Origin of the sequence: Luteibacter mycovicinus (assembly GCF_000745235.1) — a bacterium.
In the GTDB taxonomy this organism is placed as follows: Bacteria; Pseudomonadota; Gammaproteobacteria; order Xanthomonadales; family Rhodanobacteraceae; genus Luteibacter; species Luteibacter mycovicinus.
Window position 1 is genome coordinate 2,139,511 of record NZ_JQNL01000001.1, and the last position, 13,565, is coordinate 2,153,075.

At 65.0% G+C, this 13,565-nt stretch carries 13 protein-coding genes; 5 read left to right on the plus strand and 8 right to left on the minus strand.

The features are described 5' to 3' along the window. Positions 1–135: 135 nt before the first annotated feature. Positions 136–930 (plus strand): undecaprenyl-diphosphate phosphatase, encoded by a 795-nt coding sequence (locus FA85_RS09600; protein WP_036109270.1) that lies wholly within the window; start codon positions 136–138, stop codon positions 928–930. A gap of 140 nt (positions 931–1,070) precedes the next feature. On the opposite strand, the gene FA85_RS09605 is transcribed toward FA85_RS09600, so the two are convergent. Further along, on the minus strand, positions 1,071–2,057 hold the full coding sequence (locus tag FA85_RS09605) for a LysR family transcriptional regulator (RefSeq protein ID WP_036109267.1): 987 nt from the start codon (positions 2,055–2,057) through the stop codon (positions 1,071–1,073). Between the two features lie 196 nt (positions 2,058–2,253). Between FA85_RS09605 and FA85_RS09610 the strand changes: the two genes are divergently transcribed. Genes FA85_RS09610 through FA85_RS09625 form a run of 4 tightly spaced genes read left to right on the plus strand, consistent with a single transcriptional unit; the run spans position 2,254 to position 8,867 of the window. After that, entirely contained in the window at positions 2,254–3,462 is a 1,209-nt protein-coding gene (locus tag FA85_RS09610; RefSeq protein WP_036109264.1) for an efflux RND transporter periplasmic adaptor subunit, read from the plus strand. Positions 3,463–3,468: 6 nt separating this feature from the next. Then, positions 3,469–6,660 carry an efflux RND transporter permease subunit gene (locus FA85_RS09615; protein ID WP_036109261.1) on the plus strand — a complete coding sequence of 1,064 codons (3,192 nt, stop codon included), beginning with the start codon at positions 3,469–3,471 and terminating at the stop codon, positions 6,658–6,660. 3 nt (positions 6,661–6,663) lie between these two features. Beyond that, entirely contained in the window at positions 6,664–8,097 is a 1,434-nt protein-coding gene (locus FA85_RS09620) for an efflux transporter outer membrane subunit (protein WP_036109258.1), read from the plus strand. Beyond that, positions 8,094–8,867 carry an SDR family NAD(P)-dependent oxidoreductase gene (locus tag FA85_RS09625; protein ID WP_239739735.1) on the plus strand — a complete coding sequence of 258 codons (774 nt, stop codon included), beginning with the start codon at positions 8,094–8,096 and terminating at the stop codon, positions 8,865–8,867. The genes FA85_RS09620 and FA85_RS09625 overlap by 4 nt, the downstream gene beginning before the upstream one ends. Before the next feature lie 85 nt (positions 8,868–8,952). Here FA85_RS09625 and FA85_RS09630 read toward each other — a convergent pair whose 3' ends face one another. The 7 genes from FA85_RS09630 to FA85_RS09660 form a co-directional block, all read right to left on the minus strand. After that, on the minus strand, positions 8,953–10,116 hold the full coding sequence (locus FA85_RS09630) for an AI-2E family transporter (protein WP_036109255.1): 1,164 nt from the start codon (positions 10,114–10,116) through the stop codon (positions 8,953–8,955). After that, positions 10,113–10,430 (minus strand): hypothetical protein, encoded by a 318-nt coding sequence (locus tag FA85_RS09635; RefSeq protein ID WP_036109251.1) that lies wholly within the window; start codon positions 10,428–10,430, stop codon positions 10,113–10,115. The genes FA85_RS09630 and FA85_RS09635 overlap by 4 nt, the downstream gene beginning before the upstream one ends. Positions 10,431–10,432: 2 nt before the next feature. Next, a complete protein-coding gene (locus tag FA85_RS09640) occupies positions 10,433–10,831 on the minus strand; it encodes a hypothetical protein (RefSeq protein ID WP_051944144.1) in 399 nt (132 codons plus the stop codon). A 110-nt stretch (positions 10,832–10,941) separates the two neighbouring features. Next, positions 10,942–11,331, minus strand: a complete 390-nt coding sequence (locus FA85_RS09645) for a DUF883 family protein (protein WP_036109244.1) — start codon at positions 11,329–11,331, stop codon at positions 10,942–10,944. 170 nt (positions 11,332–11,501) lie between these two features. Further along, positions 11,502–11,666, minus strand: a complete 165-nt coding sequence (locus FA85_RS21460) for a DUF1328 domain-containing protein (protein WP_036109241.1) — start codon at positions 11,664–11,666, stop codon at positions 11,502–11,504. Positions 11,667–11,823: 157 nt separating this feature from the next. Beyond that, complete coding sequence (locus FA85_RS09655; RefSeq protein ID WP_036109239.1) at positions 11,824–12,447, minus strand: YbhB/YbcL family Raf kinase inhibitor-like protein; 624 nt, start codon at positions 12,445–12,447, stop codon at positions 11,824–11,826. A 22-nt stretch (positions 12,448–12,469) separates the two neighbouring features. Further along, positions 12,470–13,561: a PQQ-dependent sugar dehydrogenase gene (locus FA85_RS09660; protein ID WP_036109238.1), complete on the minus strand. Its 1,092-nt coding sequence runs from the start codon at positions 13,559–13,561 to the stop codon at positions 12,470–12,472. Between the last annotated feature and the right edge of the window lie 4 nt (positions 13,562–13,565).

Below are 13,565 nucleotides of genomic sequence, written 5' to 3' on the forward strand. Positions count from 1 at the left end.
TGCTGCGTCGCCGAAAATTAACAGTGGTTGACGTGGGCAACGCGTGACGGTTCATTGAGTGAAGCAAGTCGCACGGATTCGTGCTGCGGTGCGGCTAAGCTAGGGGACCTGCTCGACCACCGGATTTCCCCGCCCGTGAATGACCTGATCAGCGACATCCTCCTCGGCATCGTCGAGGGGATCACCGAATTTCTGCCCATCTCCAGCACCGGTCACCTGCTCATCGCCGAACGCTGGCTCGGCGCGCGCTCCGACCTGTTCAATGTCGCCATTCAGGCCGGTGCGATCCTCGCCGTGACGTTCATCTACTGGCGGACGATCTGGAACCTGCTGACCAACTGGCGTCGTCCGGAGACGCGCGATTACATCTTGAAGCTGGGCGTAGCCTTCCTGATCACCGCGGTGCTCGGCCTGATCGTCACCAAGCTCGGGTTCAAGCTACCCGAGACGATCACGCCGATCGCATGGGCGCTGATCATCGGCGGCATCTGGATGATGGTGGCCGAGAAAGTGGCTGCCAATCGGCCCGATCAGGTGTTCGTCAGCTGGCGCGTCGCCATTCTGGTCGGCCTGGCGCAGATGGTCGCCGGCATTTTCCCCGGTACGTCACGTTCGGCGTCCACGATCTTCGTGGCCATGCTGGGCGGCACCACCAATCGCGCGGCCGCTACCGAGTTCGCGTTCCTCGTCGGCATCCCGACCATGTATGCGGCGACCGGCTACGAGTTGCTGAAGACCTTCACGCACGGCGGCGCGGCCGGCGAGGACTGGACCGGACTGGCGGTGGCTTTCGTCGTGTCGACGATTGTCGCGTTCGTCGCGGTGAAGTGGCTGCTGGGGTATATCCGCTCACACCGGTTTACGGTGTTCTCGATTTACCGGATCGTGCTGGGGATTGCGCTGTTGCTGTTTCTGCCGGCTGGAGGTTAACGGCTAGCCGGGGCATGGCTATGCCGCTTCGTTGGCTTTTCGCCAGCAGGGCTGGCTCCTACAGGGCTGCGGCACGCCCGCCGGGTCCGCGAATCCTGTAGGAGCCAGCCCCGCCGGCCATGCTTTCCCGCAACAAAACCTCACGCAACAGCCGCGATACGCTCCACCGGCGGGGCCGCACGCAACCGCGTTAGTTCGGCTTCCTGCTGTTCGAGCAGCTTGCACTGCGGCGTGCTGGTCCGCTGGAACAGCTCACTGGTCCACTCGATGAAGGCCTGCACGCGCGCGGAGAGGTGACGCTTTTGCGGGTACACGATCCACAGGTTGGAACCGGTGGAGATCGTATCCGACATGATGATTTCGAGCGCGCCCTTCTGCAGGGCGGTGGCCGCCAGGCAATGCGGTGCCTGGATGATGCCGAGGCCCGCGACCGCCGCCTGGATCACCGACTCGCCGTCATTGATCAGCATGTGCGCATCGACATCGACGGCGACCCGGCCACTCGGCGAATCGAACTGCCACTGGTACGGCTTGCCCGTGCTGGGATGCACGAAGTTGACCGTGCGGTGGGCCTTGAGATCCTCGATGCTGGTCGGTGTCCCATGGCGCGCCAGATACGACGGCGCCGCGCACAACACGTTGCTGAAGTGGCCGATCTTCCGTGCGATCAGGCTGGAATCGGCCAGCTCGCCCATCCGGATCGCGCAATCGAACCCTTCCTCATTCAGGTCGAAGGGAAAGTCGCACATCGTCAATTCCAGACGAATGTCCGGGAAACGCTGCTCGAACTCGGCCAGATTGGGTATCAGCGCGGCCCGGCCCACCGCCGATGACGCCGCCACCCTGAGCTTGCCGGCCGGCTTGGTTTTCGCATACCCGAGAGCCTCGGTGGCTTCAGTGAGGTCCGCGAGGATCTCCTTGCATCGGGAGTAGAACGCGGACCCATCGTCGGTCAACCGCAGCGAACGTGTCGAGCGGAAGAACAGCCGCGCACCGAGGCTTTCCTCCAGTCGCGAGATCGCCCGGCTGACGCCCGACGGGGTCATTTCCAGATGCTGCGCCGCGGAAGAAAAGCTCTTGGCTTCCACTACGCGGACGAAAACGCTGATCGCTGAAAAGTCTTCCATCGTCGACTCCGGGGACGGTCATTCGTGACTGGGCGTCACAGGCGAGGTGATTGTAGACCCATTTTTCGCTTGACGGGCAAGACCTAGATTACGTCGCCTGGGTGAGACCGGCTTGACCTCGAGCGCGCTTGAGGTCGTACGCTGCGCCGCCGCACGACCTCCAGCCTACGTTTCGACGCTCTTCAAGGACCCCGTCATGAAAAAGAAACTCCTGTTCGGTTCGTCCGCACTTGCTGTCGCCATCGCCTCCGCGCTGTGGCTGAGCAGCGGCGGCCTTCCCTCCCATGCCGCCGAGCCCGCCCCGGCCATGCCGGCGCCCGAAGTCACGGTAGCCCAGGTCCTCCTGCGCCCGGTGTCCGATGCCAGCGCCTTCACGGGCCGCATTCAGGCGGTCGACTCGATCCAGATCAAACCGCGCGTCAGTGGCTACATCGACTCGGTGCATTTTCGCGAAGGGGCTTCGGTGAAGAAGGGCGATCTGCTCTTCACCATCGACCCCCGTCCCTACAAGGCCGAGTCCGACCGTCTGGCCGCCAACCTCGCGCAGGCGCGCGCTGAAGCCAAGAATGCCGACGCCAATGCGGCCCGCGGCGCCAAACTGGTCCAGCAGCATGCCGTCTCGCAGGAAGAGGCCGACCGTCTCGATACCGCGGCCGCCAGCGCCAAGGCGCAGGCCGCATCGGTGCAGGCCGCACTCGACAACGCCCGCCTCAACCTGTCGTTCACCGAGGTTCGCGCTCCGGTCGACGGCAAGGTCAGCAACGCGCAGATCACCGCCGGCAACCTCGTGACGCCCAGCGACACGCTGACCAGCGTGGTCACCGTCGATCCGATGTACGTCTACTTCGATGTCGATGAGCAGACCTTCCTCAAGCTCGATCGCCTGCGCCGCCAGAGCGGTCACGCGCCCGAGGTCGAAATGGGTCTGGCCGACGAGACCGGCTATCCGCACGCCGGCAAGATCGACTTCGTCGACAACCAGATCCGCGCCGGCGCCGGCACGATCCGCCTGCGTGCGGTGTTCCCGAACGCGGACGGTGCTTATACGGCCGGCCTGTTCGCCCGCGTCGAACTGCGCAGCGGCAACACCCAGCCGCGTGCGCTGATCGACGACAAGGCGGTCGGCACCGATCTGGGCAACAAGTTCGTCTACGTGCTGGGTAAGGACAAGAAGGTCGAGTACCGCCGCATTTCCACGGGCGCACTGGTCGACGGCCTGCGTGTCGTCGATACCGGCCTCAATGCCGACGACGTCGTCATCGTCAACGGCCTCCAGCACGTACGCCCCGGCGTCGAAGTGAATGCGAAGCGCGTGGCGATGGCCTCGCTGGTACCGGAGGGCCTGCGCAACGTCGCCGCCAACCGTCCGGCCGGCGTCGACAGCGTGGCGCAGAACCAGGACTGATCCACCATGAAAATCGCCCAATACTTCGTCAACCGCCCGATCCTCGCGGGCGTGCTGTCGGTGCTGTTCCTGATCGCGGGCGGTATCGCCGTGTTCAAACTGCCGATCAGCGAATACCCGGAGGTCGTTCCGCCGACCGTCGTGGTCAAGGCGAGCTACCCGGGTGCCAACCCGAAGGTCATCGCCGAGACCGTCGCTACGCCGCTCGAAGAGCAGATCAACGGCGTGGAAGGCATGCTGTACACCTCCTCGCAGGCGACCAGCGACGGCCAGATGACCCTCACGGTCACCTTCGCCCTGGGTACCGACCTCGACAACGCGCAGGTGCAGACGCAGAACCGCGTCGCCCAGGCCCTGCCGCGTCTGCCGGAAGAAGTGCAGCGTCTCGGCGTGACGACGACGAAGAGCTCGCCCGACCTGACCATGGTCGTGCATCTGACCTCGCCCGATCACCGCTATGACATGCTCTACCTGTCGAACTATGCGCGTACGCGCATCAAGGACCAGCTCGCCCGTCTCGACGGCGTGGGTGACGTCCAGCTGTTCGGCGCCGGCGAATACAGCATGCGCGTGTGGATGAACCCGGAAAAGCTGGCCATCCGTAACCTGACCACGGGTGACGTGATCAAGGCCGTACGCGAGCAGAACATCGAAGTCGCCGCGGGTTCGCTGAACGCGCCGCCCGGCCCGAACTCGAACGCGTTCCAGGTCAACATCAACACGCGCGGCCGGCTGGTGACCGAGGACGACTTCCTCAACATCATCGTGCGCAGCGACGCGTCGGGCTCGGTCACGCATCTGCGCGACGTCGCCCGTGTCGAGCTAGGCTCGAACAACTATGCGCTGCGCAGCCTGCTGAACAACCGCGAGGCGGTCGCGATCCCGATCTTCCAGCGTCCGGGCTCGAACGCGATCGCGATTTCGGACGAAGTGCGTGCCGAGATGGCGACGCTGAAGAAGGATTTCCCGCAGGGCGTCGATTACTCGATCGTCTACGATCCCACGGTGTTCGTGCGCGGCTCCATCGAAGCGGTCGTGCATACGCTGTTCGAAGCGATCGTTCTCGTGGTGCTCGTCGTCATCCTGTTCCTGCAGACCTGGCGTGCATCGATCATTCCGCTCGTGGCGGTACCGGTATCGCTGATCGGCACCTTCGCCGTGATGTACCTGGTCGGCTTCTCGCTCAACGCGCTGTCGTTGTTCGGCCTGGTGCTGGCGATCGGTATCGTCGTCGATGACGCGATCGTGGTCGTGGAGAACGTCGAGCGACACATCGAGCACGGTCTCGACCCGAAGATGGCGACACGTCAGGCGATGACCGAAGTTACCGGTCCGATCGTGGCGACGGCGCTCGTGCTCTGCGCGGTGTTCGTGCCGGCCGCCTTCATCAGCGGTCTGACCGGACAGTTCTATCGCCAGTTCGCCCTGACCATCGCCATCTCGACGGTGATCTCGGCCTTCAACTCGCTGACCCTGAGCCCGGCGCTCTCCGCGATCCTGCTGAAGGGCCGCGACGAGCCGAAAGACAAGCTCACGATCTGGATGGAGCGCAGCCTCGGCTGGTTGTTCCGGCCGTTCAACCGTGGCTTCGACCGCGCATCGCACGGCTATGTCGGCGGTGTACAGAAGATCCTGCGCTTCTCGGCGGTCGTGCTGGTGCTCTACGCCGGTCTCGTCGCCCTCGGCGTGCTCGGCTTCGCGAAGACGCCGACGGGTTTCGTCCCGACCCAGGACAAACAGTATCTCGTGTCGTTCGCGCAGTTGCCGGATGCCTCCTCGCTGGATCGTACCGAAGGCGTGATCCGCCGCATGGGCGATATCGCGCTGAAGGATCCGGGCGTCGAAAGCGCGGTGCAGTTCCCCGGCCTTTCGATCAACGGCTTCACCAACAGCACAAACGCGGGCATCGTGTTCGTCACGCTCAAACCATTCGAGGAACGTCGTTCCGCCGATCTGTCGGCCGAGGCGATCGCGGCTCGTCTGAACGGCCAGTTCGCCGGCATCCAGGACGCGTACATCGCCATCTTCCCGCCGCCGCCGGTCAACGGCCTCGGCACGATCGGCGGCTTCCGCATGCAGATCGAGGATCGTGGCGACCTGGGCTTCGAGGAGCTGTACAAGCAGACCCAGGGCATCATCGCCGCCAGCCAGAAGACACCGGAGCTCGCGCACCTGTTCACCAGTTTCCAGGTGAGCGTGCCGCAGTTCGACGCCGACATCGATCGCGAGAAGGCGAAGTCGGAAGGTATCGACCTTGGCGACGTGTTCCAGACCATGCAGGCGTACCTCGGTTCGCTCTACGTCAACGACTTCAACCGCTTCGGTCGCACCTATCAGGTGAACGTGTCCGCCGAACCGTCGTTCCGTCATGAGCCGTCCGACATCGTGGGGCTGAAGACGCGCAACGCCGCGGGCGACCTCGTGCCGCTGGGTTCGTTCCTCACCGTACGCCAGACCAACGGCCCGGATCGTGTGCAGCACTACAACGGTTATCCCACCGCCGAAATCAACGGTGGCGCGGCGCCGGGCTACAGCACGGGTCAGGCTCAGGCCGCGATGGAGAAGCTCGTCCAGGCCAACCTGCCCAACGGCATGACCTATGAGTGGACCGAGCTTACCTACCAGCAGATCCTCGCCGGCAATACCGCGGTGCTGGTGTTCCCGCTGTCCGTCCTGCTCGTCTTCCTCGTGCTGGCCTCGCTGTACGAAAGCCTCAGCCTGCCGCTGGCCGTGATCCTGATCGTGCCGATGGTGCTGCTGTCCGCGATCGTCGGTGTGATCGTGACCGGTGGTGACAACAACATCTTCACCCAGATCGGCCTGATCGTTCTCGTGGGCCTGGCCTGTAAGAACGCGATCCTAATCGTCGAGTTCGCCCGAGAGGCGGAGATCGGTGGCATGGACCGTGTGGATGCGGTGCTCGAAGCGGCCCGCCTGCGACTGCGCCCGATCCTGATGACCTCGTTCGCTTTCATCATGGGCGTGGTGCCGCTGGTGACCTCGCACGGCGCGGGTGCGGAGATGCGTCATGCGATGGGCGTGGCGGTGTTCGCCGGCATGCTGGGCGTGACCTTCTTCGGCCTGATCTTCACCCCGCTCTTCTATGTGCTGATCCGCGCCTGGAACGAACGCTCCGAGGCTCGCCGCAACGCGCGCCGCGAACGCCGTCTCCTCGACAACGCGGCCCGGGAGTCGTAATTCATGAAAGTCATGTTCCGTAGTACGGCCCTGTTCGCGGCCCTCGTTCTCGCCGGGTGCGCGAGCGTGGGCCCCGATTACCACACGCCGAAGGAAGCACCGGTCACCCTGCAAGGCGTCGACGCCACGCACCAGAACCATGGTGACGTGCAGGCGCAGTGGTGGAAGCAGTTCGGCGATCCGACGCTCGATGCGCTGATCGTCCGCGCGGCGAAGGGCGCGCCGGACCTGCGTATCGCGATGGCCCGGCTGAATCAGGCGCGTGCCGCGCTGGGTACCGCGAAGTCGCAGCAGATTCCCGACGTGGAAACCGTCGCCTCGTACCAGCGCACGCGTGCGCAGCAGCCGGGCTTCACCGATCAGCGCACGACGGTGACGCAGTATCAGGCGGGCTTCGATGCATCGTGGGAGCTCGACCTGTTCGGGGGCGTCCGGCGCTCGGTCGAGGCGGCTCGCGCCGATGCCGCCGCGGGCGAAGCCTCGTTGCAGGATGCTCAGGTCACGCTGTTCGCCGAAGTCGCACGCAACTACTTCGACCTGCGCGGCACGCAGCTGCGGATCGATGTGGCCAACCGCGACATCGCCAACCAGCGCGATTCACTGAAGGTGATCAACGCACGCGTGGAGGTCGGCACCGGTGCCGAGCAGGATCTGGCCAGCGCCAGGGCACGCCTCGCGGCGGTCGAGGCGCAGCTGCCGGTGCTCGAGACCCAGGCACAGGCCGATACGTTCCGCATCGCGGTGCTTCTCGGTTCGCGACCGGGTGAACTGGACGTCGATCTGTCACCCGCGACCTTCAAGCCGATCGACGTCAGCCTGGCCATCGGCGGCGCCGACGAAGTGCTGCAGCGCCGTCCCGACATCCGGATCGCCGAGCGCCAGCTTGCCGCCGCGAATGCGCGCATCGGCGTCGCCAAGGCCGACTACTTCCCCCATATCTCGCTGGGCGGTTTCATCGGCTTCCTCGCGGGCCGCAGCAACGACTTCGGCGGTGCCGACTCGCGTGCGTTCCAGGTCGCGCCGAGCATCTCGTGGTCCGGGCTCAACGTGCAGCGCGTCGCTTCCGGCGTGCGCGGCGCGCGTGCCCAGGCGGAGGAAGCGCAGGCCAACTACGACCGCACGGTGCTCACCGCACTGGAGGATGTCGACAACTCACTGGTCGGTTTCAACCAGCAGCGTGTGCGTGTCGAAAAGCTGGTCGTCCAGGCCACGGAGAGCCGTCGTGCGGCGGAGCTGGCCAAGTTGCGCTATGACGCGGGCCGTACCGACTACCTCGAACTGCTCGACGCGCAGCGCACCCAGCTCTCCGCCGAAGATCAGCTCGCGGAAGCCGAGGCCGCCATCAACACCCGCGCCGTGCAGCTGTACAAGGCCCTGGGCGGTGGGTGGCAGGCGTGCGGCGACAACGCGTGCAGCGAGGTTGCGAAAGCCCCATGAGCTCGGCCAAGGTTCATCGCCTGCCCGTAAAGACGAAGCGTATGAACCCGACCGCCGTGGAACCGCCGCTCAGCCAGCGCATCGCGCTGGTGAGCGGCGCCAATCGCGGGATCGGCTTTGAAGTGGCGAAGCAGCTCGCTTCGCTGGGTGTCACGGTATTTCTCGGCGGGCGTGAACTCGCCAAGGCGGAGAAAGCCGCGAAGTCGGTACGCGAACTGGGCGGAGACGCCCACGCCATACGGCTCGACGTCACCCGTGCCGACGATATCGAAGCGACGATCGCGACCATCGATGGCCGCTTCGGTCGGCTCGACATTCTCATCAATAACGCGGGCGGGCATTTCGACGTGCGAGCCCGCACGTCGAAGCCCGACATCGATGACATCCGTGGCGCGCTCGACGTGAATCTGCTCGGGGCATGGTGTCTCACGGCCGCCGCGCTTCCCCTGATGCGTCGCCATGGTTACGGCCGGATCGTCAATGTGTCGAGCGAATGCGCGACGCATGAGATGTGCGGCGACAACGCACCGGCGTATCGCATTTCCAAGGCGGCGTTGAATGCATATACGCAGGTCGCCGCGCGCGAACTCGAAGGCAGCGGCGTGCTCGTCAATGCGGTCTCCCCCGGATGGACGGCGACGGCCATGGGCGGAAGCGGCGGCCGACCGGTAGCGGAGAGCGCCGAGGGCATCGTGTGGGCTGCACTGCTGTCCGAACGCGACGCCGCGCACGGACAGTTCTTTCGCGACAAGCTCAGGATCGCCTGGTAGCTCCCTCTCGTCAGACGACCGTCGGGTAAGTCCGGCGGAACGTATGCAACCTGTCGAAACGAAACCCTTCAGCACCGGCTGCGATTCACCGGGAAATGATGTGCGCGAACCACTCCCACCCGCGCAGTTTGGCGGTGACGAGTTTCACGCAGGTCAGCATCGGTACGGCCAGCAGCGCGCCGGGAATACCCCACAGCCAGCCCCAGATCAGCAGCCAGAGAAGAATGGCGACGGGGCTGAGCCGTGACCGGCGCCCCTGCAACATCGGGGTCAGCAGGTTGCCTTCGATGGCGGTGATGCCGGCAAAGGTCGCGGCGGGAAGCAGCGCCGGGCCGACTTCCTGAAAGTGAAGGACGCCGACGACAGCAAGCACCGTGGTCGTCGTGATTGCACCCACATAGGGAATGAAGTTGGCGACGGTCGCGACCGTGCCCCAGAGCAGCGGATCGGGTACGCCATAGAGGTAGAGCATGCCGGCGGTGACCAGGCCCAGCGTGACGTTGATCGCGGCGGTGAGCAGCAGGTAGCTCGACACCTCGACCTGGATGCTGCGCACGATGCTCACGGTGTGCCGCTTGTACGCGAACGTAGGCGATATCTCCACCGCGCGGCGGAGGATCTCGTCGCCGTACACAAGAAAGAAAAACACCAGGAGCGCGACGGTCAGTACGCTTGCGAGTACCTTCGGCGCACCGGCCACGATGTCCCACGCCGTGAAGGCAAAACCCGCGTTCGCCTGAGGCGCGTTACGCGTCACGGCGCCGCCGACCAGATTCTGTGTCGCCCGGCTCGCCGCTTCGATCTGCTGTGTCATCGGCTTGATCTTGGGCGCGAACGCACGCATCGCCGTCGGTGCTTCGTGGAACCAGTTCAACGCGGGCGTGGACAGCGTGGCGATCGCTGAAACCAGCCCCACGTTGAGCGTCACCATCACGATAACCGCGGCGAGCCAGCGGGGAAAACGCACCCGCGCGGCGGCGACGACGATCGGGTTCAGTGCAAGGCCGATAAAGGCCGCGAGTACCAGTGGGACCAGCAACGACTTGCCCAGCACGACGGTATACAGAACCGCCAGCAGGATCATGCCGGTCAGTGAAATACGTATGGCGCGAAGGTGGCGCGAGATACGCCGGGTGCTGCGACTACTGCCGGGTTTACGCCGCCCGCGCGTGACCAGCGTGGACACGGCAGCCCCGGGCGCCGTCGTCGATGGCAACGGCGTAGGGAGTGGACTGGGAAAATCGCTCATGACACGTCGTCGGCCACATCGGCGACATCGCCGGCCAGATCTCCGAGCAAGCTGCCAGCGGCCATCGATATCACCTTTCCGATGATATCGGCCGTCCCACCCGCGACGAGCCCGCTGACGCCAGGCACCGCGAGTGGGTTGAGCTTGATGTTGCTGAGGAAAAAACCGCCGCCGGCCGCGATGCCGAGCACCGTCAGGGGATTTTCGTAGCCGCGCGCGATAAGCGCGGCGGCGGGTTCGACGACTTCGGCGCGTGCGGCGACAACGCGTGCGCGCGCCTCGGTCACTTTCGCCATGCTGCGGAAAATACCCATCGTCAGCCCCCTACCTTCGCTTCGCCTTCCGCCTTGCCCTGCTTCAACGCTTCTTTCGCCAGCAGCGCCAGCTCGTTGCGCGTGCCCGGCAGACTGAGCCAGTGCATGGCGCGCCGGAACACGAGGATAGCGACAATCAACAGCACCAGCTGGAGGCCCGCCAGTGCGGTCAGTGCCCAGGCCCAGGAGCCGAACCACTGCGCGAGGCCCCAGCCGGCAAGCGCCAGCAGAGTGAGTCCGAGCGCAACAGCAAAGACGATGGCCGCCAGGCCCATGAACAACATCATGACGATGCCGCTGCGGGCAAGGCCGAATTCAGCGCCCGCCAGCGCGATCTGCGCCGAAAAGAGGTTCTTCAGCCCGACGCCGAGGCGACGAATGTCATCCGTCCACGCCGGCATGGCGAACCTGGGACCCGCCGGCGCCTCGTCTCCGGGCGCCGGTCCGTCCATGTTTTCTCGCCCCGAGGGACCGTCTTCCAACATGCGTCAAAGCCCCTGCGGGTGGTGGATCAGTTGCGCAGGATACGGCCCGCGAGCCAGCCGGCGGCAAGCGCCAGCGCGATCGACTGGACCGGCTTCTCACGCACGTAGTCGCGTGCGGTGTCGAGCCAGTCGTTCGCGGTGTCGACGGCTTCACCATAAGCTTCCTTGCCGCGAAGCTTGGCTTCTTCCGCTTTCTCGGCGGCGCGGGTCGCGCCGTAGGCGGCCTTGTCAGTAGCGCTATGGAGCGTGTCTTCCACCTTGTCCGCCGCGCGATCGACGGCGTCCTTGGTGCGGTCGACGGCGCTGGAGGTTGCCTGCTTCACCTGCTCGGCACGTGCGTCGATGCGCTCGGCAGCCGAGACGGTGTTCGCGGCGGCAGTCGCGGCGTTGGCGACATGGTCGGCGGGCTTGTTCATGGCATGCATCTCCGGGATAGGCTGGATTTGGGACGGTACGACAAAGAGAGTGAGCGTTGGGTCATTGAGGCGGGGGTGGGCTGTCCGGCCCTCCTCCGCCGAAGACTCGGGAGCATGTCGCCGATGTACCGGCTTCCACGCGGGTCGCCAGGGCATGGGATCTCACCCGGTCAGACGCGCGGCCCACGTCCGCGGAAGAACGAAATGATGGCGAGGATCAGGAAGACCACGAAAAGGATCTTCGCGATACCTGCCGCCGTACCCGCGATACCGCCAAAGCCGAAAACGGCGGCGATGATGGCGATGACGAGGAAGACGAGGGCGTAATGAAGCATGTTGGGATTCTCCGGCAGGTAGGACGCGGTGCCATTTAGTCCCGGGAGCTGCGCAGGGCGCGTGAAGCCTGGAGCCACCTGTCAAAAGCCGTTCAGGCTGATGGAATCGGTCATCGACCGGTCGGCTCCGATGGGGGCCGGCCGGTCGGCGACCAGGTCAGGCCTTGACCTTCGGATTCAGTGAGTACGTCCCGGTGATTACCGCCTCGTCCACCACGTGCCCCTCGATCACGTCCCGCAGCTCGGCAAGGTTGAACCCTTTCTCGAGCGGGACCGTCTCCACGTCCAGCGCGTAGACGTGGAAGTGATAGTGATGCGGAATGCTGTCGTTCCACGGCGGGCATGGGCCGTCGTAGCCGTGGTAGTGACCCTCCATGTCCCGGTCGCCCTTGAACCAGCCGGTGTAGTCGTTCAGGCCCTGAACCGAACCGGGAGGACCGACCGGATCTTTCTTGCCGCGCGGCACGACGCCCTCACCGCAGGCGCCTTCGCCCAGTTCCCGGCACTCGAGCGGAATGTTCGCCATCAGCCAGTGGACGAACTCGACGCGCGGCAGGTCGCGACGCACTTCGCGGCCCTCGACGTTGACGTCGTCCGGCTTCGAGGGCACGTCGGTGTCGATCACCGCGATGGCAAAGGACTTCGCCGTCGACGGCACTTCGGTCCAGGCCAGATGCGGGGTGACGTTGCCGGCCGGCTTGATCGGCTCACCGATCTCCATGAAGGCGAAGTTGGCCGGAATCGGCTTACCGTGTTCGATGCTGTCGCTGGTTAAACGCATGGCGGTTCTCCTGGCTTACGAATTACTTCTTGTAGGTGACGCGATAGATGGCGCCGTTGTCGTCGTCGCTGATCAGCAGGCTGCCATCGGGAAGCGGCTGCACGTCGGCGGGACGGCCGGTGGCGTTCTCACCAACCAGGAAGCCCTCCACGAGGGGTTCATAGCTGGTCACCTTGTCGCCGTTGAGGCGCACCATCATCACGCGATAACCCGACTTGGCCGTACGGTTCCACGAACCGTGCTCGGCGACGATGAGTGCGCCCTGATATGCCGCCGGGAACTGCTTGCCCTGGTAGAAGCGGGCACCCAGCGCGGCGACATGAGCGCCCAACTTAAGCACGGGAGATGTGTAGTCCTTGCAGTTCCTGCCCTTGCCGAAGTCGGGGTCGAGTGTGTCGCCCTGATGGCAGAAGGGGTAGCCGAAATGCTGGCCGGTCTTCGTCACATGGTTGAGTTCATCGTTGGGCAGGTCGTCGCCGAGCATGTCTCGACCGTTGTCGGTGAACCACAGCGTCTTGTCGCTCGGGCGCCAGTCGAAACCCACCGTATTGCGGATGCCGCGCGCCACGACTTCGCTGCCGCTGCCATCCGCGTTCATGCGGCGAAGCTGGGCAAAGCCTTCCGAGTCGCGATCGCAGATATTGCAGGGCGCGCCGACCGGCACATAGAGCTTGTCGTCCGGCCCGAACGCGATGTACTTCCATCCGTGATGCGTTTCCGTGGGCAGCTTGTCGGTGATGACCTCGGGCGCGGGCGGCGCGTCGAGGTGGTTCTCGATGTCGCGAAGCACCACGATCCTGCTGACGGCCGAGATATAGAGGTCACCTTTGTGGAACGCGACGCCGACGGGCAGCTGTAGCCCACTGGCGACGGTGCGTACCTTCTCCACGGTGCCGTCCGCCGCATAACTCACGGCATAGACGCGACCCGCGTCGCGCGAGCCGACGAAGACGGTGTGGTTCGTGCCCACCGCCATCTCACGCGCGTTGGGCACCTTGTCGGTCCACACGGCGATATGAAAACCCGGAGGCAGTTTGAGCGATTCCATCGCCGGCGTGGCGGCGAAAGCGGGGGCGGCGAGCAGGGACAGGGCAAGAACGAGGGCGCTACGCATGGAC

What these genes read in the sequence shown, in the direction of transcription:
- FA85_RS09605 (WP_036109267.1), bottom strand. Translation starts at nt 2,057, where the DNA reads ATGGAAGACTTTTCAGCGATCAGCGTTTTCGTCCGCGTAGTGGAAGCC.
- FA85_RS09610 (WP_036109264.1), top strand. Translation starts at nt 2,254, where the DNA reads ATGAAAAAGAAACTCCTGTTCGGTTCGTCCGCACTTGCTGTCGCCATC.
- FA85_RS09615 (WP_036109261.1), top strand. Translation starts at nt 3,469, where the DNA reads ATGAAAATCGCCCAATACTTCGTCAACCGCCCGATCCTCGCGGGCGTG.
- FA85_RS09620 (WP_036109258.1), top strand. Translation starts at nt 6,664, where the DNA reads ATGAAAGTCATGTTCCGTAGTACGGCCCTGTTCGCGGCCCTCGTTCTC.
- FA85_RS09625 (WP_239739735.1), top strand. Translation starts at nt 8,094, where the DNA reads ATGAGCTCGGCCAAGGTTCATCGCCTGCCCGTAAAGACGAAGCGTATG.
- FA85_RS09630 (WP_036109255.1), bottom strand. Translation starts at nt 10,116, where the DNA reads ATGAGCGATTTTCCCAGTCCACTCCCTACGCCGTTGCCATCGACGACG.
- FA85_RS09635 (WP_036109251.1), bottom strand. Translation starts at nt 10,430, where the DNA reads ATGGGTATTTTCCGCAGCATGGCGAAAGTGACCGAGGCGCGCGCACGC.
- FA85_RS09640 (WP_051944144.1), bottom strand. Translation starts at nt 10,831, where the DNA reads ATGCCGGCGTGGACGGATGACATTCGTCGCCTCGGCGTCGGGCTGAAG.
- FA85_RS09645 (WP_036109244.1), bottom strand. Translation starts at nt 11,331, where the DNA reads ATGAACAAGCCCGCCGACCATGTCGCCAACGCCGCGACTGCCGCCGCG.
- FA85_RS21460 (WP_036109241.1), bottom strand. Translation starts at nt 11,666, where the DNA reads ATGCTTCATTACGCCCTCGTCTTCCTCGTCATCGCCATCATCGCCGCC.
- FA85_RS09655 (WP_036109239.1), bottom strand. Translation starts at nt 12,447, where the DNA reads ATGCGTTTAACCAGCGACAGCATCGAACACGGTAAGCCGATTCCGGCC.
- FA85_RS09660 (WP_036109238.1), bottom strand. Translation starts at nt 13,561, where the DNA reads ATGCGTAGCGCCCTCGTTCTTGCCCTGTCCCTGCTCGCCGCCCCCGCT.